A 22,055-nucleotide genomic window follows, 5' to 3' on the forward strand; every position below is an offset into this window, starting at 1 on the left:
GGTTCCTATATATCAATGGCATTTGCGCCCCACAGGAGACGTTCATGAGCCAGGCAGACTTCATCATCATCGGCGGCGGGATTGCCGGGGCTTCCACCGGTTTTTGGCTGTCGCAGCAGGCCAGGGTGATTGTGCTCGAACGCGAATCCCATCCGGCCTACCACTCCACCGGACGCTCCGCCGCGCTCTACACCGCCGCCTACGGCACACCCCAGGTTCGCGCGCTGACCCAGGCCAGTCGCGACTTCTTCGATGCGCCGCCTGCCGGCTTCTGCGAACACCCGCTGCTGACACCACGCGGCGAAATGACTGTGGACTTCACCGGCGACCCGGCCGAGCTCAATAATCAATACCTCAGCGCCAAAGCCACCGTGCCCGAGATGCAACTGCTCAGCGCCGATGAAGCCTGCGCACGCCTGCCGATCCTGCGGCGGGAAAAAGTCCATGGCGCGATCTACGACCCGACCGCCAGCGACATCGATACCGATGCCCTGCACCAGGGTTACTTGCGCGGCATCCGACGCAATAAAGGCGAAGTCATTACCGACACCGAAGTGCTAAGCCTGACCCGCGATGCCGACGGTGTGTGGCAAGTCACCACCAATGCCCAGACCTTCAGCGCCCCCGTCATCATCAATGCTGCCGGTGCCTGGGCTGACAAAATCGGTCAGCTGGCAGGTGCCAAGCCGCTGGGCCTGCAACCGAAACGGCGTGCGGCCTTCATCTTCGCCGGGCCCGAGGGCGTGGACATCCACCATTGGCCGATGCTGGTCAGCCTCGACGAGTCTTTCTACATGAAGCCCGACGCCGGTATGTTCCTGGGCTCGCCGGCCAACGCCGACCCGGTGGAACCGCATGACGTACAGCCGGAAGAACTGGACATCGCCATGGGCATTTACCAGATCGAAGAGGCCACCACCCTGACCATTCGCCGCCCGACCCGCACCTGGGCCGGGTTGCGCAGTTTTGTCAGCGACGGCGATTTACTGTCCGGCTTCGATCCGCAGGTCCCGGGCTTATTCTGGGTGGCAGCACAGGGCGGCTACGGCATCCAGACTTCGCCGGCCATGGGCCAGGCCAGCGCAGCGCTGGTACGCGGTGAACGCTTGCCCGAGCAGCTCACGCGTTTCGGTCTGGACGCCGACATGCTTTCCCTCGCTCGCCTAGGCTGATCGCCTGTTCAGGTGACGTGTCGCCACGATTACGGCAAACTTCCAGCGCCCGTTTTTACCGGGCGCTGACGCTGTCTGGAGCTCCACTGTATGAACGCACCTGAAAAAGACCCGGCGCTAGACAATTACCGAGCGATCGCCGATGCCATCGCCACGCTGTTCTTTCCTCATGCCGAGGTGGTGCTGCACGACCTGCGCACGCAGAAGATCGACTACATCGCCAACAACCTGTCAAAACGGGAAATCGGCGATGACGCGGCGCTGGAGGACATGCTTAGCGACGATGTCAGCGAAACCAACATTGGGCCGTACGAAAAGCTTAATTGGGACGGTCAGAAGATTCGCAGCTTGAGCACCGTATTGCGCGATAGCGAAGGTCATCCGCTGGCCGTGTTGTGCGTCAACCTGAACATCTCGCTGTTCGAGAATGCCAAGGCGGCGCTCGACCTGTTCCTGTCGCCGAGCAAGCTGATCCCGCAACCGGATTCACTGTTTCGTGATGACTGGCAGGAGCGGATCAATACTTTCCTGCATGCCTGGCTGCGTGAGCGCCAGCTGAGCCTGAACCTGCTGACACGCGACCACAAACGCGAACTGGTACTGGCGCTGCACGCCGAAGGCGCTTTCAAGGGCAAGAGCGCGTCGAACTACGTGGCCAATGTGCTGAACATGGGCCGGGCGACGGTCTACAAGCATTTGAAGGAGTTGAAGGGCTGAGCCCCTGAGGAATGTGTTGCTTGGAAGGGACTCATCGCGAGCAGGCTCGCTCCCACACTGAATCTGCGCCATGTGGAGATCAAATGTGGGAGCGAGCCTGCTCGCGAAAGCGGTTTTTCAGTCGCCGTAGATATCTGACTTGAAGTACTTGTCCGAAATCTTCTGATACTCACCACTCGCCCGAATGCCATCAATCGCCGCGTTCAATTCACTGACCAATTCAGTGTTGCCCTTGCGTACCGCAATCCCCGCGCCCTCGCCCACGTATTTCGGGTCCTTCAACTCCGGCCCGACAAACGCGTAACCCTTGCCACGCGGCATCGACAGGAAGTCATTCAACGGGATGGTGTCGGCAAAAATCGCATCGAGGCGACCGGCTGCCAGGTCCATATAGATCTCTTCGTTGTTGCCGTAGCGCTTGACGTTGATACCCTTCGGTTCGAACACCTCGGTGGCATAACGATCAGTGGTGGTCGCGCGCTGCACGCCAACGGTTTTGCCCTTGAGGCTGGCGTATTGGTCATCGACCACCGCGCCGTCCTTCATCACCAGGCGCGACGAAGTGAAGTAATACTTGTGGGTGAAGTCCACCGACTTCTTGCGGTCTTCATTGATGGTCATGGACGACAGCGCCATGTCGATTTTCTTCACTTTCAAGGAAGGAATCAGCCCGTCGAATTCGCCTTCGACCCATACACACTGGACCTTCATTTGTGCGCACAACGCGTTACCGATGTCGTAGTCGAAACCGACAATTTTGCCCTCGTCGGTTTTCGAGGCGAACGGCGGGTAAGCGGCTTCGATACCGATGCGCAGGGCTTTCTCGGCGGCAAACACGCTGGTGCACGCCAACAGGCTCAGGGCCAGACCGGTGATGAGGGGGAATTTCTTCATGTTCGTTCTCTCGCGGGTTGTTGTTGGTTTGGCAAGACAGAAGAAAGAGCAGAAACAGGGACGCCTTTTTTGTACTTATAATTCCATACTGGACTTTAATGTACAAAGCGTCAATCGGGTGTGCGCAGTTCGCTGCGGCCGGTGGTCGGGCAGTGAATCAGGGAATTTTGCGGTGGAGCTGATGGCCCCTTTGCGAGCCTGCTCACGAAGACTGGCTTGAGAACGCCGCAGCAATTACTTCTTCCAGCGATCTGCCGCCGCATGGTCGCTGTCACGCCCCTCAACCCAGCGCGGGCCATCGCTGGTGTTTTCCTTCTTCCAGAACGGCGCACGGGTTTTCAAGTAGTCCATGACAAAGGCGCAGGCATCGAACGCGGCCTGGCGGTGGGCGCTGGCGGCGCCGACGAAGACGATCGGTTCGCCCGGTTCCAGGGCGCCGATGCGGTGCAGCACTTCCAGCTTCAACAGCGGCCAGCGCTGCTCGGCCTCGAGGGCAATCTTGCCGAGGGCTTTTTCGGTCATGCCCGGGTAGTGCTCAAGAAACATCCCGGCCACATCGAGTCCGTCGTTGAAGTCGCGCACGTAGCCGACAAAACTCACCACCGCGCCCACGCCGACATTGGCAGCGTGCATGGCGTTGACTTCAGCGCCCGGATCGAACGCCGTGGACTGCACGCGAATCGCCATGGATCAGCCCCCGGTCACGGTCGGAAAGAACGCCACTTCATCGCCATCGCTCACCGGCTCGTCGAGCTGGCAAAGGTCTTCATTGCGGGCGCACATCAGGTTCTGCTCGCTCAATACGTCGGCACCGTCACGCTGGGCCAGCAGCGCACGCACGTCGTCGACCGTGGCGAAATCCCCCTCTACCTTGACCGAATCCACGCCGAGCGCTTCACGGTAGCGCGCGAAAAACTTCACGGTAACGTTCATGGTTGATCCGCCTGGAAATGACCGCTCTTGCCGCCGACCTTCTCCAGCAGGCGCACGCTTTCGATGGTCATGCCGCGATCCACGGCCTTGCACATGTCGTAGATGGTCAGTGCCGCCACGCTGGCAGCGGTCAGCGCTTCCATCTCGACGCCGGTCTGCCCGGACAACTTGCAACGCGCGATGATGCGCACGGTATCGTCACCTTCGGCACTGAGCTCGACTTTGACCCCGGTCAGCATCAGCGGATGGCACAGTGGAATCAGATCGCTGGTTTTCTTCGCCGCCTGAATGCCGGCGATACGCGCCACGGCAAACACATCACCCTTGGGGTGACCGCCGCTGACGATCATCTGCAACGTTTCGGGCAACATGCGCACCAGCGCTTGGGCCGTCGCTTCACGGAACGTCACGGCTTTTTCAGTGACGTCGACCATGTTGGCGCGACCTTGGGAATCGAGATGAGTCAGCACAGGGTTACTCCTGATCAGGAGCGTCGATTGTAAACCTGTGGGTCAATTTTTCGCACGTTTGATTATCGGCTCACTCCTACAGGGGGGATGTGTGTTGGGCTAAAAACCGGGCGACCTTTGGGGCCGTCCGGTTTGGTTGGAGCAGTTACAAATGCGACTCGGCGTATTCGGCCAGAATCGAACGAGGTACCCCTTGCAGGGTGATGTGCACACCGTTGGGGAAGTCTTTGAAGCGTTCGGTCAGGTACGTCAGCCCGGAACTGGTCGCGGACAGGTAAGGGGTGTCGATCTGCGCCAGGTTGCCCAGGCACACCACTTTGGAACCGGCGCCGGCACGGGTGATGATGGTTTTCATCTGGTGCGGTGTCAGGTTCTGGCATTCATCGATCAAAATCAGGCTCTGCTGGAAGCTGCGGCCTCGAATGTAGTTGAGGGATTTGAACTGCAACGGCACTTTGCTGAGGATGTAGTCGACGCTGCCATGGGTGTTTTCATCATCCATGTGCAAGGCTTCGAGGTTGTCGGTGATGGCGCCCAGCCAAGGCTCCATTTTTTCTGCTTCGGTACCGGGCAGGAAGCCGATCTCCTGGTCCAGGCCCTGCACGCTACGGGTCGCGATGATCCGGCGATAGCGTTTGCTGACCATGGTCTGCTCGATCGCCGCAGCCAGGGCCAGGATGGTTTTACCCGAACCGGCAGCACCGGACAGGTTGACCAGGTGGATATCCGGGTCCAGCAAGGCGTACAGCGCCAGGCTCTGATAGATGTCACGCGGTTTCAGGCCCCAGGCCTCCTGATGCAGCAGCGGTTCCTGGTGCAGATCGAGGATCAGCAGCTTGTCTTCGTCAATTTCCTTGATCCAGCCGACAAAGCCCTGTTCGTCGATGATGAACTCATTGATGTGCACAGCCGGCAGGTTGTCGATCATTCTCACCTGGTGCCAGGTGCGGCCGTGATCCTGGCGGGTTTCGACATTCTTGACGAGGTCCCAGAAGGAGCCGGTCATGTTGTGGTAACCGTTGGGCAGCAGCGATACGTCGTCAACCAGTTGGTCGGTGCTGTAGTCCTCGGCCGCAATCCCGCACGCCCGGGCCTTGAGGCGCATGTTGATGTCTTTGGTGACCAGTACGACGGGCAACTTGGGCGCGCGCGCGTGCAGGTCGATCAACTGGTTGATGATGATGTTGTCGTTCAGGTGTTCGGGAAGAATGATGTTCGGTTCGGTGCGTTTGCTCATCAGAATTGACAGCAAACCCTTGGGCCCACTTTTGCCACGCTGGATCGGTACACCCAGCTCGACGTCTTCAGGACTGGCATCGCCCAGTGTCTTGTCGATCAGGCGAATGGCCTGACGGCATTCCGCAGCCACGCTGTGATGCCCGCTCTTGAGCTTGTCGAGCTCCTCAAGGACGGTCATCGGGATGGCAACGTGGTGTTCTTCGAAGTTGAGCAGCGCGTTTGGATCGTGAATCAATACGTTGGTATCGAGTACATAAAGGATTGGCTGGTTGGAAGAAGAGCTACGTCCGTGATCATCCATACTCGGTCACCTTTGTGGGAGCCAGTAGACGCAATACCTTGGCGGTGCTGCGCCTCGAAGTGACTGCCGAATCTCACCTGCGGAGAGTCAAGTGACTGCAAACAAACGGGTCTTGGAAGACGCCACCTGTGTTGCAGGTTTCGGCGGTCTGTCTTCGTAATACTCCAAAACGTGTGACAGAAAAAAGTACTTTGACGCTTTTTTGAAGTTTATTTTTCAGAATGACCAATAGCACTTGGCGGACTGCCATCACCCCGTTAAAGTCGGAAGTCCGCCTGCATCGAAATCCCTCCCAAAAACGCCCCAAACCCAATGTTTACGGCGCTTGTGCCAATTCGCTGCGTTTCAGCGAAAGCCGTCCTGACAGTCTTCCCAACCGATCCCGCTTTGCGCCGTTTGCGTGATGAGCCAGGGCATCGCCGTTTTCACCGCGTCCTGTTTCACATTGAAATTGATTACACCGTGGCGCCACAGCAGCATCAGCGTCAACACCCGTTGCGCGCTCGGGCTGCCCTTGAGCTTGCCCGCCCCGTCCTGAGCATCGATATCCCACAACGCCACCTGCAAGCCCTGGGCATTGAAGAAGCCTTCGGCATCGGAGCGACGTTGCCCATCAGGTGGCCGAAACAGTGGCACGTAGTTTTCCGGCAACTTGCTCTTGACCAGTTCGACGCTGCGTCGCACCGAGTCCTGCCAGTCCTGCCAATGGCTGTGAGAGCGGAACTCCCAGCCCTGCACGCCGATGCATTGCTGTGAATACATCGCTTGCAGGCTGGCCACCGAGTCGGCAGCCAGGCGCGCCTGAATGTCCTTGCCGAGAACGAAGAACGTGCCGCTCATGTTCATCTTGCGCAGGTACTCGGCAGCCCACCCGGTGTTGTCCGGCGCAATGTTGGCGGCGCTGTCGAAGGTCAGCAAAAACAGCCGGTCATGCATGGCATCGCCAGTGTGCTCATAGTCGCCAAAACGATCGACTTCGCTGCTGGTCTGTGGAAACAGGGCGGCCTTGCGCAGTTGCTCGTCCAGGTACTGCGCATGGAACAACCGGCTCGGTTCGGCCCACTTGATGTAGTAGCTGTCGTCGCTCACCAGGAACTTGGCCGCTTGCCCGCGCAAGGTCTCCATGTCTTCGACCAGGAAACAGAAGGACGCATCCTGATCGCAGCTTTGCTGGGCGAAGTTGTAGTTGGTCAACAAGCGCTGCCACAGGCGCTGGCGCAGTTGGTTGACCGCTTCCAGATTGACTTTGCGCAACCCCAGGCGTTGGGCCAGTGCGGGTTCATCGAGCGACTCGCTGGCCAGCAATACTCGCGCAAACATGAGGATTTCGGCCCGCGACGCCACGTCGAACAGGGTCGGGCTGCTGAGTTTCTCAGGCCAGGTGCTGCGGTCCAGCGTCGCCAGATCACCGGGCGCCGCCAGCGCGCCAAAGCTCAATAGCCAGGCCGAGAATAGAAAAACGATACGCAATGGGATGTCTCCATAACAAAACCCGCGGCGCACTATATATCGAGACGATCAAAAGAACGCAGCCTCGCGTTCTGTCCACTGACACCACCCATCACCTATGACACCCATAGCTGGAGTCATCCGCCTCTACCCCCTAGAATCGCGCCCACGATTAAAGGAGACGACTTCATGCTGATGGTGATTTCCCCCGCCAAGACCCTCGATTACGAAACACCGCCGGCGACCCAGCGCTTTACCCAGCCGCAGTACCTCGATCATTCCCAAGAGCTGATCATGCAGCTGCGCGACCTGACACCGGCGCAAATCAGCGAATTGATGCACGTCTCCGACAAGATCGGCGGCCTCAACGCCGCGCGTTTCGGCAGCTGGACACCCGCGTTCACCCCGGAAAACGCCAAGCAGGCGCTGCTGGCCTTTAAAGGCGATGTGTACACCGGTCTCAACGCACAAACCTTCAGCGAAGCCGATTTCGATTACGCCCAGCAGCACCTGCGCATGCTGTCCGGCCTGTATGGCCTGCTGCGTCCGCTGGACCTGATGCAACCGTATCGACTGGAGATGGGCACCAAACTGGCGAATGCCCGTGGCAAGGACCTGTATGCCTTCTGGGGCACGCGCATCAGCGAATGGCTGAACGAAGCGCTGGCCGACCAAGGCGATGACGTGCTGCTGAACCTGGCGTCCAACGAATACTTCTCGGCGGTCAAACGCAACGCCTTGAACGCGCGCATCATCAATACCGACTTCAAGGACCTGAAGAACGGCCAGTACAAGATCATCAGTTTCTACGCGAAAAAAGCCCGCGGCATGATGAGCCGCTTCGTCATCGAAGAGCGCATCAACAACCCCGCCGACCTCAAGCAATTTGACGTTCAGGGTTACCGCTACAGCGCCGAACAATCGAAACCGGACAATCTGGTTTTCCTGCGCGATCACGCTCCCGAATAAAAGCACCAACCAGGCGCACGACTCTTTTAATCCTCGTCGTGCGCCGACGCCCGTTCGTCGAACAATCCTACCTCATATCGTCGAATTATTGACGCCAACAAACCATCACCATTTTTTCTAACTTTTGTTTCACTCGACTTCGGTGTTTTTTTTCAGTAGTGGCACTGAAAATTTTTATCGGTAGTGGCACAAAACTATCGAACTCGGTTAGCCCCCTATGTATCAAGGGTGAAACAGCAAGTGCCATCAATATGAAAGTAGTGCCATCTTTCTTAATATTTCAAGAAATTTCAGAATTCGCGATGAGTGGACTGGAACTATGTCCAAATGCGTAGCTCATACCACCGGTAACGATTATCAACGTGCTTGTACGAGATAACTTACGCAGACAAGCCATTCACATAGCGAAGTTGTCACATTAACTTCCGAAGATGAGTCGCTTATTTGGGCAACACATGAAGGACAGGAGATACGCAGCATTAATATCCCCTACAAGGCCAAGGCAGCGCCCCTATAAACGTGCTCTCCCGAGCACCCAACCGCTTGATTTACGGGCTTATCGCCTGGCATTGAGCGCGCAAGATCCTTGCACGAGCGTCCTCAGGCCAGAGGACCGGCTGCATAACAGGGCACGTCATAATAATAAGGCCTAGTTGCGCACATCTTGAGTGCACTTATTTAGACACTCGGAACTTAGTATGCCTGCACACGGCATTGTGGCGCCTGCAAGCCGCACTTTCGAGTGCACTATGACCGCTAAACACCTTTAACTCCGGCCATCTAATGGCTTGTGAATACAGTCTTGATAACAGTGAGGTAATTGCGATGCGCATCAGCATATTTGGTTTGGGTTATGTCGGCGCTGTCTGTGCCGGTTGCCTGTCTGCACGGGGCCATGACGTCGTTGGCGTCGATGTTGCCAAAGACAAAATCGATATGATCAATGCCGGCAAATCGCCGATCGTTGAACCGGGCCTGGGCGAACTTCTGCGCCAGGGTATCGATACCGGCAAACTGCGTGGCACGACCAACTTCGCCGAGGCGATTCGTGACACCGACCTGTCGATGATCTGCGTCGGTACGCCCAGCAAGAAAAACGGCGACCTGGAACTGAACTACATCGAAGCCGTGTGCCGCGAAATCGGTTTTGTCCTGCGTGACAAGACCACCCGCCACACCATCGTGGTTCGCAGCACCGTGCTGCCAGGCACCGTGGCCAACGTTGTGATCCCGATCCTCGAAGATTGCTCCGGCAAGAAAGCCGGCATCGACTTCGGCGTTGCAGTGAACCCAGAGTTCCTGCGTGAAAGCACCGCGATCGCCGACTACGACCTGCCGCCGATGACCGTCATCGGCGAGTTCGACAAAGCGTCGGGCGACGTTCTGCAATCGCTGTACGAAGAACTCGACGCGCCGATCATCCGCAAGGACATCGCCGTTGCCGAGATGATCAAGTACACCTGCAACGTGTGGCACGCCACCAAGGTCACCTTCGCCAACGAAATCGGCAACATCGCCAAGGCAGTCGGCGTCGATGGTCGTGAAGTGATGGAAGTGGTCTGCCAGGATAAAACCCTGAACCTGTCCCAGTACTACATGCGCCCAGGCTTCGCATTCGGCGGCTCTTGCCTGCCAAAGGACGTGCGTGCCCTGACCTACCGCGCCGGTTCCCTGGACGTCGAAGCACCGCTGCTGAACTCGCTGATGCGTAGCAACGAATCCCAGGTGCAGAACGCCTTCGACATCGTGTCCAGCCACGACAAACGCAAAGTCGCCCTGCTGGGCCTGAGCTTCAAGGCCGGCACCGACGACCTGCGCGAAAGCCCGCTGGTGGATCTGGCCGAAATGCTGATCGGCAAGGGTTATGACCTGAGCATCTACGACAGCAACGTCGAATACGCCCGCGTCCACGGCGCGAACAAGGATTACATCGAGTCGAAAATCCCTCACGTCTCGTCCTTGCTCAACTCCGACTTCGACGACGTGATCAACAACTCCGACGTGATCATCCTCGGCAACCGTGACGAGAAATTCCGCGCCCTGGCGCAGAACGCCCCGCACGGCAAGCAAGTGGTCGACCTGGTGGGCTTCATGACCAAAGCCACCAGCGTTTCGGGCCGCACCGAAGGCATCTGCTGGTAATACGGAATCCCGTCTCTGACACCGCGCTTTCGCGGATGAAACACCTGCAGGAGCCCGCCTTGCCGGCGATGACGGACTTGAAATCGCCATCGCCGGCAAGCCGGGCTCCTGCAGGGGCGCGGGGCTTGCAACTGACTTTAGGATTCCGATTATGCACAGGCTAAAGCACGGCCTACTTCAGGCCGCCGGTTGGCTGTTTTACCTAAGTTTACTGATGGGCATCGCCATGGCGCTGCCTGCGTCCACGTTCGACTCCGAGTCGAAGGACTTCATTTTCCTGATCGGCTTCATCGGGATCTGGCGTTACTCGATGGGTGCCACGCACTTTCTGCGCGGCATGCTGTTCCTGTACGTGGTCTACCCGCACCTGCGGCGCAAAGTGCGCAAGCTGGGCAAAGCGGCAGACCCGTCCCATGTGTTTTTGATGGTCACCAGTTTCCGTATCGACGCGCTGACCACCGCGCAGGTCTACGCCTCGGTGATTCGAGAAGCGATCGACTGCGGCCTGCCGACCACCATGGTCTGCTCCATCGTGGAAATGTCCGATGAGAAGCTGGTGAAGAGCCTCTGGTCGCGGATGAATCCGCCGGACCGGGTCAAGCTCGACTTCGTGCGCATTCCCGGCACCGGCAAGCGCGATGGCCTGGCTTATGGTTTCCGCGCCATTTCCCGCCACTTGCCGGACGACCGCGCCGTGGTCGCCGTGATCGATGGCGACACCGTGCTCGGCGAAGGCACAGTGCGCAAGACCGTGCCATGGTTCCAGCTGTTCGGCAACGTCGGCGGCCTGACCACCAACGAGTTCTGTGAAGTGCGCGGCGGCTACATCATGAGCGAATGGCACAAGCTGCGTTTCGCCCAGCGTCACATCAACATGTGCTCGATGGCCCTGTCCAAGCGCGTACTGACCATGACCGGCCGGATGTCGGTGTTCCGTGCCACGGTGGTCACCAACCCGGAATTCATCGCCGACGTGGAAAGCGACTCGCTGCAACACTGGCGCCTGGGTCGTTTCAAGTTCCTTACCGGTGATGACAAGTCGAGCTGGTTCAGCCTGATGCGCCTGGGTTACGACACCTTCTACGTGCCGGACGCCGCGATCAACACCGTCGAGCATCCGCCGGAAAAGAGCTTCATCAAGGCCAGCCGCAAGCTGATGTTCCGCTGGTACGGCAACAACCTGCGCCAGAACTCCCGCGCCCTGGGCCTTGGGATGAAACGCCTCGGCCTGTTCACCTCGGTGGTGCTGTTCGATCAGCGCGTGTCGATGTGGACGTCGTTGCTGGGCCTGACGGTCGCGCTGATTGCCAGCTTCAAATACGGCACCGCGTTCATCCTGGTGTACCTGCTGTGGATCGGCATTACCCGCCTGATCCTGACCGTGCTGCTGTCCCTTTCCGGTCACCGGATCGGCCCGGCCTACCCGGCGATTCTCTATTACAACCAGATCGTCGGCGCGCTGGTGAAGATCTACGTGTTCTTCCGCCTCGATCAACAGTCCTGGACTCGCCAGCCCACTTCTCTGACCCGTGATCTCGCCAGCTTTCAACGTTGGTTCAACACCTGGTCGTCTCGGACCATGACCTTCTCCGCCGGCAGCATTTTTGTCGCCGTGCTGCTGATGATGGTCTGACCCGCCCCTATTGAATTAACAAGGAAATCGCCCCTATGAATACCGCCGTCAACGCCAACGTAGTGCATGAATCCGAAGCCCAGCGCCAACACGCCCGAGTGAAAATCCCGGCCAAGCTGCGTTTCTTCGGTCCCGACCGGACGCCGGTTGAAGCCCGTGTGATCGACCTTTCCGCTGGCGGCCTGGCGTTCAACGCCGGTCAGCTGCCGCTGAAAATCGGTGATGTGTACAAGGCTCGCCTGCAATTCGTCATCGACAACCTCGGCCTGGCCATGGACGTGGAGTTGCAGGTTCGCTCCTTCGACCGCCAGACCGGCCGTGCCGGTTGCCAGTTCCAGAACCTAGAACCACAAGACATCTCCACTCTGCGTCACCTGATCACCTCTCACCTGGCCGGCGACATCGTCAGCATGGGTGAAATGCTGGCGACCCTGCAGCGCGACAACTTCACCAAGGCGCGCAAGGTCAAGGACGGCGGCCACGGCATGACCGCGTTCGGTCGTCTGCGTGCAGTGACTTTCAGCCTGGGGATTTTCATCGTCGGCGTCGCCGCATTCGGTTTCGTTTTCAAATCGGTGTACGGCATGTACTTCGTCAGCCACGCACAGGCCGGCCTGGTCAGCGTGCCGGGCATGAACATCACCATGCCGCGCGACGGCACCGTGCAGAGCCTGATCAAGGCTGACGGCGTGGCCGCCAAAGGTGCCCCACTCGCTACGTTCAGCACCAGCATGCTCGACGTACTCAAAGGACATCTGGACGAAGACCAACTGCAACCGGCCAAGGTTGAAGAACTGTTCGGCAAACAAATGACCGGCACCCTGACCTCGCCGTGCGATTGCACCGTGGCCCAACAAATGGTTGCCAACGGTCAATACGCCAGCAAGGGCGACGTGATCTTCCAACTGGTGCCGCGCAACACCGAAGCCAACGTCGAAGCGCGCTTCTCTTATCGCCAGTTCCGTGACGTGCGTCCGGGTACTCCGGTCAGCTTCCAGATCGCCGGCGAAGACAAAACCCGCACCGGCAAGATCGTCAGCAGCACCAGCCTGAAAAGCGCCGACCTGTCGTCCGACATTCGTGTGCTGATCCAGCCTGACGAAGCCCTGGACAGCAGCCTCGCCGGTCGCCCGGTGGAAGTGAACAGCGATCGTGGCCCGAACCTGAACTGGCTGATCGACAAAGCCATGGCCGCCGGTCTTTAAGTCGAGGACATGCCCGTGACGATTATCAGTTTCCTGAAAACACCACAAACCCTGTGGGAGCGGGCTTGCCCGCGATGGGATCAACTCGGTTTATCTGATGCACCGCAGCGCCTGCATCGCGGGCAAGCCCGCTCCCATACTGGATATGCGGTGTGTGCAATCGCGTTGGCAGTGAGCCTGGCCGGTTGCGCCGGCCTGCCCGACCAGCGTCTGGCCAACGAAGCCCTCAAGCGTGGTGACACTGCGCTCGCGCAGCAGAATTACAAGCAACTGGCCGACCTCGGCTACAGCGAGGCTCAAGTGGGCCTGGCCGATATTCAGGTCGACAGCCGCGACCCGGCGCAGATCAAACAGGCCGAGGCGACTTACCGCGCGGCGGCCGATGTCTCGCCAAGGGCGCAGGCTCGCCTCGGTCGCCTGTTGGTGGCCAAGCCGGGATCTACTGAAGCCGAACAGCACGAAGCCGAAGGCCTGTTGAAAAAGGCCTCGGCCAATGGCGAAGGCAACACCCTGATTCCGCTGGCGATGCTGTACCTGCAATACCCGCACAGTTTTCCCAACATCGATGCGCAGAAGCAGATCAGCCAATGGCGCGCCGAAGGCAAACCGGAAGCGGGTCTGGCGCAAGTGCTGCTCTATCGCACCCAAGGCACTTACGACCAGCACCTGGACGAAGTCGCCAGCATCTGCAAAGCCGCGTTGAACACCACCGACATCTGCTACGTCGAACTGGCCACGGTTTATCAGAAACAGGCCAAGCCCGAGCAACAGGCCGAGCTGATCAAGCAGATGCAAGCCGCACACGCTCGCGGCACCGTCTCCGCGCAACGAGTCGACAGCGTCGCCCGTGTACTGGCGGACCCGACCCTGGGCAAGACCGACGAGAAAACCGCGCAGTCGCTGCTCGAACCCATCGCTCCGGGCTACCCGGCGTCGTGGGTCACCCTCGCGCAATTGATCTACGACTTCCCTGAACTGGGTGACGTCGACCAGATGATGAAGTACCTGGACAACGGTCGCGCCGCCGACCAGCCGCGCGCCGAACTGTTGCTGGGCAAGCTCTATTACGAAGGCAAAATGGTCCCGGCCGACGCCAAGGTTGCCGAAGAACACTTCCAGAAAGCCGTCGGCCGCGAAGTCGCCGCCGATTACTACCTCGGCCAGATCTACCGCCGCGGTTACCTGGGCAAAGTCTATTCGCAGAAAGCCCTGGATCACTTGCTGACCGCTGCGCGCAACGGCCAGAACAGCGCCGACTTCGCCATCGCCCAGCTGTTTTCCCAAGGCAAGGGCACCAAGCCCAACCCGCTTAACGCTTACGTCTTCAGCCAGTTGGCCAAGGCTCAAGACACCCCGCAAGCCACCGAGCTTGCGCAAACACTCGAAGCACAACTGCCGCCTGCCCAGCTCGCCGAGGCCCAACGCCTGTTGAAACAAGAACAGGCCATTCGTGGGTCCTTGAGCCAGAACACGCTGGAACTGCATGCCCTGCAAGAAGAAGACGGCGAGGAATCCCTATGAAGTTGAATCCATTCATGAAGGCCGGCATCGGCCTCACGTTCGCGCTGATCTGGTCTTGCCCGACACTGGCCGCGATCACTGAAACCAAAAACTTCGGCCTCGAAGTGAAAGTCACAGGCCAGTCCGAAGCCGACAGCGACCTCGGCACCCAGAGCGGCGGCGACGTCAACGGCGTCGGTCTCGACCTGCGCCCATGGATCTATGGCGAGAGCGGCGCGTGGAGCGCCTATGCCATGGGCCAGGCCGTGACCGCCACTGACATCATCGAAACGGACACCTTGCAAGGGACCGCCAGCGATGGCACCACGCCGACCACCAATGATGATCGCAAGACCAAGAAAAACTATTTGGCGATGCGCGAATTCTGGGTCGGCTACAGCGGCCTCACGCCGTATCCCGGCGAGCAGTTGAAGCTCGGTCGCCAACGCCTGCACAACGCCGACGGCCAATGGCGCGACACCAACATCGAAGCCCTGAACTGGACCTTCGACACCACCCTGTTGCGCGCCAACATGGGCGTCGCCGAACGCTTCAGCGAGTACCGCACCGACCTCACGGAACTGGCCCCCAAAGACAAGGATCGCCTGCACGTCTACGCCGATGCCGAGTATCAGTGGACACCGGGGCAGTGGGCGGGCATTCGCGCTCATCACACCCACGATGACGGCAAACTCGACTACCCGCAGCCGGGCGTACCCACCGATTCGCTGGACAAGAAACAGAACGGTGACCTCACCTGGCTGGGCCTGACCGCCGACAGCGACGCCTACAACTGGCGCAACACCAACACCGTCAATTACTGGGGCAGCATCACCGGCATGAGCGGCGACACCGACACGGTCAACCCGCTGAACGCCAACGGCACGCCTCCGACCGAAGCCAAACGCGGCCAAGACCTCAATGGCTGGGCCACGGATGTCGGCGTGCGTTTGCGCCTCGATCCGCAATGGCAAGTCGGTGCCGCCTATGCCCGCGCCAGTGCCGAGTACGAACAGAACGGCCTGGAAAGCAACCGCTCGAACTACACCGGTACCCGCTCGCGCGTTCACCGTTTCGGCGAAGCCTTCCGTGGCGAAATGCAGAACATGCAGACCGCGACCCTGTTCGGTTCGTGGATGCTCAACGACGAATACGACGCCAGCGTGATCTACCACAAATTCTGGCGCGTCGACGGCAACAAGCCGATCGGCAGCAACGGCATCAACGCGGTCGAGAACAACACCGACGACCCGACCGGCGCGATTCTCTCCACCACGTCCCTGCCGCTGAACGATGGCGAAAAAGACCTCGGTCAGGAAATGGACCTGGTCGTCACCAAGTACTTCAAGCAAGGCCTGTTGCCGGCGGCGTTGAGCCAATCTATCGACGAGCCTTCGGCCCTCGTGCGTTTCCGTGGTGGTGTGTTCAAGCCGGGTGATGCGTACGGCAAGGAAGTCGATTCGTACATGCACCGCGCATTCATCGACGTGATCTGGCGCTTCTGATGCGAACCGCGAAGGGAGTGCCCGACATGAACAATTCGAAGCGAGGTTCGATCTCCTTGCTGGCCGGCGCGATGCTGCTGGCCAGCGCGGCTGCCTTCGCCAATGTGGAACCGGTCGTGCCCGTGCAGAAAGGGCAACCGGCGACCGTTGCCAAAGGTTTGCAACAGGCCAAGACCTACACCGTCAGCAGCGCGCCGACCGCACCGCTGGAGCTGGCCAAGCCAAAACTGCCGGACCTGTCCGGCTACACCGCCGAAGCCATCGCCGCGAAAATCGTGCGCACCAAGGCTGGCAAGATCAGCGTGCGCCGGATGATGCAGGAAGACGCCCTGAAGGACTTCATCGGCGGCGACAACAAGATGGCCGAGTGGGTGGTGCGTCAGCACGGCATCCCGCAGGCCATCTTTGTCGACGACGGCTACATGAACCTCAAGGACCTGGCGAAGAAGCTGCCCAAGCAGTACTTCAGCGAAACCTCGCCGGGCGTATTCCTGGCGAAGTTGCCGATTGTGGTTGGCCGTCACGGCATCCTCGAAATCGACAAGCAGACCCAGGAACTGCGTCTGTCCCAAGAGGCGGGTTCGTTCCTGGTCAACGACGGCCAGCTGTTTGTGCGTGACACCAAAATCACAGGCTGGCGCGAGAAGGACAACGGCCCGGCGACGTTCACCTCGCCCAAGGAATTCCGTCCGTTCCTGCTGTCCTGGGGCGGCACCGAAACCTACATTGCCAACAGCAAGATCGCCAGTTTCGGCTACGCCAACAGCAAGTCCTACGGCGTGAGTATTTCCCAGTACACGCCGAACATGGCCAAGGTCTTGAAGCGCCCTGAACCGACCGGCTGGATCGTCGGTTCCGAGTTCTCGGACATGTGGTACGGCTTCTACTGCTACGAAACCCGCGACTTCGTGGTCAAGGGCAACACCTACAAAGACAACATCGTCTACGGCATTGACCCGCATGACCGTTCGCACCGTTTGATCATTGCCGACAACACCGTCTACGGGACCAAGAAGAAGCACGGGATCATTATTTCCCGTGAGGTCAACGACAGCTTCATCTTCAACAACCGCAGCTACGACAACAAGTTGTCGGGCCTGGTGATCGACCGTAACAGCGTGAACAACCTGATCGCCTACAACGAAATCTACAAGAACCACACCGACGGCATCACCCTCTACGAGAGTGCCGACAACCTGATCTACGGCAACAAGGTGATCAGCAACAAACGCCACGGCATCCGTATTCGTAACAGCGTGAACATCCGCCTCTACGAAAACCTGTCCCTGGCCAACGGCCTGACTGGCGTCTACGGCCACATCAAAGACCTGAGCGACACCGACCGCGACATCAAGCTCGACCCGTTCGACGCCGAAGTCTCGCTGATCGTGGTCGGCGGTGAACTGGCCGGCAACGGCAGTGGCCCGCTGTCCATCGACTCGCCGCTGAGCGTCGAGTTGTATCGCGTGTCCATGCTCGCCCCGACCAAATCCAGCGGCATCAGCTTCAGCGGGATTCTGGGCGAGCGTCAGGATGAAATTCTCGACTTGCTGGTGCGCCAGCAGAAAGCCGTGCTGATCGACCCTGTCGAACGCCAGACCGAAATGCGGGACTGAGGATAATTTTATGCACCCACACTTGATCAAATTACTCAGCTTGTCGGCCCTGACCGCCGGCATTCTCGCGGCCAGCGCTGGTGTTCGTGCGGACGACGCTCAAGCGCCGAAGTTTGCTGCCGAACCGTGCTGCAACCTGTGCCCCGAAGCCCATGACGCGAAGAATTACACCACGCGTTATCAACAAAACTTCACCACCCTGGTGCAGGCTCAGGGCGACTGGCTGTTCCGTACGCAGGAAGACTTGCGCACCGAATTCGACACCTCCCCCGCCGGCTACAAACGCCTGAAAGAACTGCACGATGCGTTCAAGAGCAAAGGCGTGGAGCTCGTTGTTGTTTATCAACCCACTCGTGGCCTGGTGAACCGCAACAAGCTCAACCCGGAAGAAAAAGCCAAGTACGATTTCGACAAGGCGCTGAAAAACTACAAGACCATGCTCGGGCGTTTCGCTGCCATGGGGTATGTGGTGCCGGACCTGTCGCCGCTGACCAACGAATCGCTGCCCGACACCCTGCCCGCCCACGACTTCTACTTCCGCGGTGACCAGCACTGGACGCCGTATGGCGCCCAGCGCACAGCGAAAATCGTCGCGGAGAAGGTCAAGCAGATTCCGGCGTTTGCCGATATTCCGAAACGTGAATTCGAGACCCACAGGTCGGGTCGCATGGGCAAGACCGGAACATTGCACAACATGGCCGGTCAACTCTGTGGCACCAGCTACGCGATCCAGTACATGGATCAATTCACCACCGAGCCCAAGGGCGAAGCCGCCGACGGCGATCTGTTCAGCGACGCCGGCAATCCGGAGATCACCCTGGTAGGCACGAGCCACAGTGGCAAGAACTACAACTTCGCCGGTTTCCTCGAAGAGGCCATCGGCGCCGACATCCTCAACGTGGCGTTCCCCGGCGGTGGCCTGGAAGGTTCGATGCTGCAGTACCTGGGCAGCGAAGAGTTCCAGACCAAGCCGCCAAAGATCCTGATCTGGGAATTCTCGCCGCTCTATCGCCTCGACCAGGAAACCATCTACCGCCAGATGATGGCGCTGCTGGACAACGGTTGCGAAGGCAAGGATGCACAGATGTCCGGCAGCGCCACGCTGAAACCGGGCAAGAACGAATTGATGGTCAACAGTAAAAACCTGAACCTGCAAAACAGCAGCCACCAGGTCGACATCCGCTTCGCCGATCCGTCGGTGAAAACCCTGCAAGCCACCCTCTGGTACATGAACGGTCGCCATGAGGACATCAAGATCGAAAAGCCGGAAACCTCCGACACCGACGGGCGTTTCGCCTTTGAGTTGCGCACGGACGAAGACTGGGCCTCGCAGAATCTGCTGGCCGTCGAAGTCCAGGGCCCTGAAGCCGGTGCCGCGCCGCAAAAAGTCGAAGCGAAAATCTGCAAACGCAACGTGTTCCCGAGTGCTGAGCAGCGAACTGCTCAGGCCGGGCAATGAGGTCTGCCATGCGAAACCGAACGTTGAAAAATCTGCTCGCGCCATCGCTGTTGACTCTGGCGATGTTCGCCGGTGCCACCCAGGCCGCCGCCCCCCTGCGCCCGCCACAGGGTTATTTCGCACCGATTGAGAAAGTCAAAACCGGCGATAGCAGTGAAGGCTGTGATGCAATGCCGACGCCGTACACCGGCTCGCTGCAATTTCGCAGCAAATACGAAGGCTCCGACAAGGCCCGTTCGACCCTGAACGAGCAATCGGAAAAAGCCTTCCGCGACAGCACCGCCGACATCACCAAGATCGAACGTGGCACCAGCAAGCGCGTGATGCAATTCATGCGTGACGGTCGCCCGGAACAACTCGAATGCACCTTGACCTGGCTGACCGCCTGGGCCAAGGCCGACGCGTTGATGTCCAAGGACTTCAACCACACCGGCAAGTCCATGCGCAAATGGGCGCTGGGCAGCATGGCTTCGTCGTACATCCGCCTGAAGTTCTCCGACTCGCATCCGCTGGCCAACCATCAGCAAGAGTCGCAGTTGATCGAAGCCTGGTTCAGCAAAATGGCCGATCAGGTGGTCAGCGACTGGGACAACCTGCCGCTTGAGCAAACCAACAATCACTCGTACTGGGCGGCCTGGTCGGTGATGGCCACGTCGGTCGCGACCAACCGCCGCGACCTGTTTGACTGGGCCGTGAAGGAATACAAGGTCGGCGCCAACCAGGTCGACGCGCAGGGTTTCCTGCCGAACGAACTCAAGCGCCAGCAACGTGCCCTCGCCTACCACAACTACGCCCTGCCGCCATTGGCGATGATCGCCAGTTTCGCTCAGGTCAACGGTGTGGACTTGCGCCAGGAAAACAACGGCGCGCTGAAACGCCTGGGTGATCAGGTACTGGCCGGGGTGAAAGACCCGGACATCTTCGAGAAGAAGAACGGCAAGGAACAGGACATGACCGATCTCAAGATCGACTCGAAATTCGCCTGGCTCGAACCGTTCTGCACGCTCTACACCTGCGCGCCGGATGTGCTGCAACAGAAACACAAGATGCAGCCGTTCAAGACCTTCCGCCTCGGTGGGGATTTGACCAAGGTCTACGACCCGGCCAATGAAAAAGGCAACAAGGGTTCCTAGCGCCAGACACAAATCCCCTGTAGGAGCCGGCTTGCTGGCTCCTACAGGGGATCGCGGTGGTTTTGAATGCAATACATCCCCCGGTTTTCGGTGGGGGGTTTGGGGGGGCCGTTGGCCCTTGACTGTTGGTTAAACATGGAGAGATCGGGATGGTATTTTCATCCAATGTGTTCCTGTTTCTGTTCTTGCCGATCTTTCTCGGCTTGTACTACTTGAGCGGAATACGCTATCGCAACCTGCTGCTGCTGATCGCCAGCTACGTGTTCTATGCCTGGTGGCGCGTGGACTTCCTCGCGCTGTTCGCCGCCGTCACGCTGTGGAACTACTGGATCGGCCTCAAAGTCGGTGCCGCAGGCGTGCGGACCAAACCGGCCCAGCGCTGGCTGTTGCTCGGCGTCGCCGTCGACCTGTGCATCCTGGGCTACTTCAAGTACGCCAACTTCGGCGTCGACAGCATCAACGCCATGATGACGTCGGTCGGCCTGTCGCCGTTCATCCTCACCCACGTGCTGTTGCCGATCGGGATCTCGTTCTACATCTTCGAGTCCATCAGCTACATCATCGACGTCTACCGTGGCGACACTCCGGCGACCCGCAACCTGATCGACTTTGCGGCGTTCGTAGCGATCTTCCCGCACCTGATTGCCGGCCCGGTCCTGCGTTTCCGCGACCTCGCCGACCAGTTCAACAACCGCACCCACACCCTGGATAAATTCTCCGAGGGCTGCACGCGGTTCATGCAGGGTTTCATCAAAAAGGTCTTCATCGCCGACACCCTCGCTGTCGTCGCCGATCATTGCTTCGCCCTGCAAAATCCGACCACGGGCGATGCCTGGCTCGGCGCACTGGCCTATACCGCGCAACTGTATTTCGACTTCTCCGGCTACAGCGACATGGCCATCGGCCTGGGCTTGATGATGGGTTTCCGCTTCATGGAAAACTTCAAGCAGCCGTACATCAGCCAGTCGATCACCGAGTTCTGGCGGCGCTGGCACATCAGCCTGTCCACCTGGCTGCGTGACTACCTGTACATCACGTTGGGCGGTAACCGCAAAGGCACGCTGATGACCTATCGCAACCTGTTCCTGACCATGCTGCTCGGTGGTCTGTGGCACGGCGCGAACATCACCTACATCGTCTGGGGTGCGTGGCACGGCATGTGGCTGGCGATTGAAAAAGCGCTGGGCCTGAACACCTCGCCGCGCAGCATCAACCCGATCCGCTGGGCGCTGACGTTCCTGCTGGTGGTGATGGGCTGGGTGATCTTCCGCTCGGAAAACCTGCACGTCGCCGGCCGTATGTACGGCGCGATGTTCAGCTTCGGCGAATGGTCGCTGTCGGAACTCAACCAGGCCAGCCTCACCGGCCTGCAAGTGGCAACCCTGGTGGTGGCTTACGTGACGCTGGCGTTCTTCGGCATCCGTGATTTCTACACCAACCGTCCGCCAGAGAAGACCAAGCCTGCCGTCAACGTCGAGACCGATGGTCCTGCCGCTGCGACCCCTGGAACGATCAAAGCCGTACCGGGCGACAACCCGGCCAGCATCCATCAACCGGGTTACACCGTTGGCGTCGAAGCCACCGTGCAACCGGCCTACTGGAGCGCTGACTGGTCGCGTTATGTGATGCGCGCCCTGGTGCTGCTGCTGTTCATCGCTTCGATTTTCAAACTCTCGGCGCAAAGCTTCTCGCCGTTCCTTTACTTCCAGTTCTGAGGG

Annotated in this window: 18 protein-coding genes; 12 read left to right on the top strand and 6 right to left on the bottom strand. The window is 59.3% G+C overall.

Features of this window, described 5'->3' with window-relative positions:
* Window positions 1-44 precede the first annotated feature (44 nt).
* Together J2X66_RS10180 and J2X66_RS10185 are read left to right on the top strand one after the other, a co-directional pair.
* A complete protein-coding gene (locus J2X66_RS10180) occupies window positions 45-1,172 on the top strand; it encodes an FAD-binding oxidoreductase (protein WP_310263715.1) in 1,128 nt (375 codons plus the stop codon).
* A gap of 90 nt (window positions 1,173-1,262) precedes the next feature.
* Complete coding sequence (locus J2X66_RS10185) at window positions 1,263-1,889, top strand: transcriptional regulator (protein WP_027924854.1); 627 nt, start codon at window positions 1,263-1,265, stop codon at window positions 1,887-1,889.
* 117 nt (window positions 1,890-2,006) lie between these two features.
* Here J2X66_RS10185 and J2X66_RS10190 read toward each other — a convergent pair whose 3' ends face one another.
* The 6 genes from J2X66_RS10190 to J2X66_RS10215 all read right to left on the bottom strand — a co-directional run bounded on the left by J2X66_RS10190 (window position 2,007) and on the right by J2X66_RS10215 (window position 7,196).
* Window positions 2,007-2,783, bottom strand: a complete 777-nt coding sequence (locus tag J2X66_RS10190; RefSeq protein WP_310263720.1) for an ABC transporter substrate-binding protein — start codon at window positions 2,781-2,783, stop codon at window positions 2,007-2,009.
* Window positions 2,784-3,017: 234 nt separating this feature from the next.
* Entirely contained in the window at window positions 3,018-3,470 is a 453-nt protein-coding gene (gene moaE / locus J2X66_RS10195; RefSeq protein WP_054049707.1) for a molybdopterin synthase catalytic subunit MoaE, read from the bottom strand.
* A gap of 3 nt (window positions 3,471-3,473) precedes the next feature.
* On the bottom strand, window positions 3,474-3,716 hold the full coding sequence (gene moaD / locus J2X66_RS10200) for a molybdopterin converting factor subunit 1 (protein WP_149628750.1): 243 nt from the start codon (window positions 3,714-3,716) through the stop codon (window positions 3,474-3,476).
* The gene (gene moaC, locus J2X66_RS10205) at window positions 3,713-4,186 is read right to left on the bottom strand and encodes a cyclic pyranopterin monophosphate synthase MoaC (RefSeq protein ID WP_310263728.1); all 474 of its coding nucleotides are present in this window, start codon (window positions 4,184-4,186) and stop codon (window positions 3,713-3,715) included. Before moaC ends, moaD begins: the two co-directional genes overlap by 4 nt.
* A gap of 145 nt (window positions 4,187-4,331) precedes the next feature.
* A complete protein-coding gene (locus J2X66_RS10210) occupies window positions 4,332-5,726 on the bottom strand; it encodes a PhoH family protein (RefSeq protein WP_310263730.1) in 1,395 nt (464 codons plus the stop codon).
* A 345-nt stretch (window positions 5,727-6,071) separates the two neighbouring features.
* A complete protein-coding gene (locus J2X66_RS10215; protein ID WP_310263732.1) occupies window positions 6,072-7,196 on the bottom strand; it encodes a polysaccharide deacetylase family protein in 1,125 nt (374 codons plus the stop codon).
* A gap of 168 nt (window positions 7,197-7,364) precedes the next feature.
* On the opposite strand from J2X66_RS10215, the gene yaaA reads away from it, so the two are divergent.
* From yaaA to J2X66_RS10265, 10 genes are all read left to right on the top strand, one after another.
* Window positions 7,365-8,144: a peroxide stress protein YaaA gene (yaaA, locus tag J2X66_RS10220; RefSeq protein ID WP_027924847.1), complete on the top strand. Its 780-nt coding sequence runs from the start codon at window positions 7,365-7,367 to the stop codon at window positions 8,142-8,144.
* 825 nt (window positions 8,145-8,969) lie between these two features.
* Window positions 8,970-10,286 (top strand): nucleotide sugar dehydrogenase, encoded by a 1,317-nt coding sequence (locus tag J2X66_RS10225; protein WP_310263734.1) that lies wholly within the window; start codon window positions 8,970-8,972, stop codon window positions 10,284-10,286.
* A 151-nt stretch (window positions 10,287-10,437) separates the two neighbouring features.
* Window positions 10,438-11,919: a mannuronan synthase gene (alg8, locus tag J2X66_RS10230; protein ID WP_032833612.1), complete on the top strand. Its 1,482-nt coding sequence runs from the start codon at window positions 10,438-10,440 to the stop codon at window positions 11,917-11,919.
* 35 nt (window positions 11,920-11,954) lie between these two features.
* Window positions 11,955-13,124, top strand: coding sequence for an alginate biosynthesis protein Alg44 (locus tag J2X66_RS10235; protein ID WP_310263737.1), 1,170 nt, complete (start codon window positions 11,955-11,957; stop codon window positions 13,122-13,124).
* A gap of 9 nt (window positions 13,125-13,133) precedes the next feature.
* Window positions 13,134-14,645 carry an alginate biosynthesis TPR repeat lipoprotein AlgK gene (algK, locus tag J2X66_RS10240; RefSeq protein ID WP_310263739.1) on the top strand — a complete coding sequence of 504 codons (1,512 nt, stop codon included), beginning with the start codon at window positions 13,134-13,136 and terminating at the stop codon, window positions 14,643-14,645.
* A complete protein-coding gene (locus tag J2X66_RS10245) occupies window positions 14,642-16,129 on the top strand; it encodes an alginate export family protein (protein WP_310263741.1) in 1,488 nt (495 codons plus the stop codon). The genes algK and J2X66_RS10245 overlap by 4 nt, the downstream gene beginning before the upstream one ends.
* Before the next feature lie 26 nt (window positions 16,130-16,155).
* Window positions 16,156-17,745, top strand: a complete 1,590-nt coding sequence (gene algG / locus J2X66_RS10250; protein ID WP_310263743.1) for a mannuronan 5-epimerase AlgG — start codon at window positions 16,156-16,158, stop codon at window positions 17,743-17,745.
* 10 nt (window positions 17,746-17,755) lie between these two features.
* Window positions 17,756-19,204, top strand: coding sequence for an alginate O-acetyltransferase (locus J2X66_RS10255; RefSeq protein WP_310263745.1), 1,449 nt, complete (start codon window positions 17,756-17,758; stop codon window positions 19,202-19,204).
* Between the two features lie 8 nt (window positions 19,205-19,212).
* Window positions 19,213-20,337, top strand: coding sequence for a mannuronate-specific alginate lyase (locus tag J2X66_RS10260; protein ID WP_310263748.1), 1,125 nt, complete (start codon window positions 19,213-19,215; stop codon window positions 20,335-20,337).
* A gap of 149 nt (window positions 20,338-20,486) precedes the next feature.
* Entirely contained in the window at window positions 20,487-22,052 is a 1,566-nt protein-coding gene (locus J2X66_RS10265) for an MBOAT family protein (RefSeq protein WP_310263750.1), read from the top strand.
* The last annotated feature ends 3 nt before the right edge of the window (window positions 22,053-22,055 follow it).

The organism is Pseudomonas sp. 3296 (genome assembly GCF_031456615.1).
In the GTDB taxonomy this organism is placed as follows: domain Bacteria; phylum Pseudomonadota; class Gammaproteobacteria; order Pseudomonadales; family Pseudomonadaceae; genus Aquipseudomonas; species Aquipseudomonas mucoides.

Coding starts and splice junctions, on each gene's coding strand:
- J2X66_RS10180 (WP_310263715.1), top strand. CDS start 45: ATGAGCCAGGCAGACTTCATCATCATCGGCGGCGGGATTGCCGGGGCT.
- J2X66_RS10185 (WP_027924854.1), top strand. CDS start 1,263: ATGAACGCACCTGAAAAAGACCCGGCGCTAGACAATTACCGAGCGATC.
- J2X66_RS10190 (WP_310263720.1), bottom strand. CDS start 2,783: ATGAAGAAATTCCCCCTCATCACCGGTCTGGCCCTGAGCCTGTTGGCG.
- moaE (WP_054049707.1), bottom strand. CDS start 3,470: ATGGCGATTCGCGTGCAGTCCACGGCGTTCGATCCGGGCGCTGAAGTC.
- moaD (WP_149628750.1), bottom strand. CDS start 3,716: ATGAACGTTACCGTGAAGTTTTTCGCGCGCTACCGTGAAGCGCTCGGC.
- J2X66_RS10210 (WP_310263730.1), bottom strand. CDS start 5,726: ATGGATGATCACGGACGTAGCTCTTCTTCCAACCAGCCAATCCTTTAT.
- yaaA (WP_027924847.1), top strand. CDS start 7,365: ATGCTGATGGTGATTTCCCCCGCCAAGACCCTCGATTACGAAACACCG.
- J2X66_RS10225 (WP_310263734.1), top strand. CDS start 8,970: ATGCGCATCAGCATATTTGGTTTGGGTTATGTCGGCGCTGTCTGTGCC.
- alg8 (WP_032833612.1), top strand. CDS start 10,438: ATGCACAGGCTAAAGCACGGCCTACTTCAGGCCGCCGGTTGGCTGTTT.
- J2X66_RS10235 (WP_310263737.1), top strand. CDS start 11,955: ATGAATACCGCCGTCAACGCCAACGTAGTGCATGAATCCGAAGCCCAG.
- algK (WP_310263739.1), top strand. CDS start 13,134: ATGCCCGTGACGATTATCAGTTTCCTGAAAACACCACAAACCCTGTGG.
- J2X66_RS10245 (WP_310263741.1), top strand. CDS start 14,642: ATGAAGTTGAATCCATTCATGAAGGCCGGCATCGGCCTCACGTTCGCG.
- algG (WP_310263743.1), top strand. CDS start 16,156: ATGAACAATTCGAAGCGAGGTTCGATCTCCTTGCTGGCCGGCGCGATG.
- J2X66_RS10255 (WP_310263745.1), top strand. CDS start 17,756: ATGCACCCACACTTGATCAAATTACTCAGCTTGTCGGCCCTGACCGCC.
- J2X66_RS10260 (WP_310263748.1), top strand. CDS start 19,213: ATGCGAAACCGAACGTTGAAAAATCTGCTCGCGCCATCGCTGTTGACT.
- J2X66_RS10265 (WP_310263750.1), top strand. CDS start 20,487: ATGGTATTTTCATCCAATGTGTTCCTGTTTCTGTTCTTGCCGATCTTT.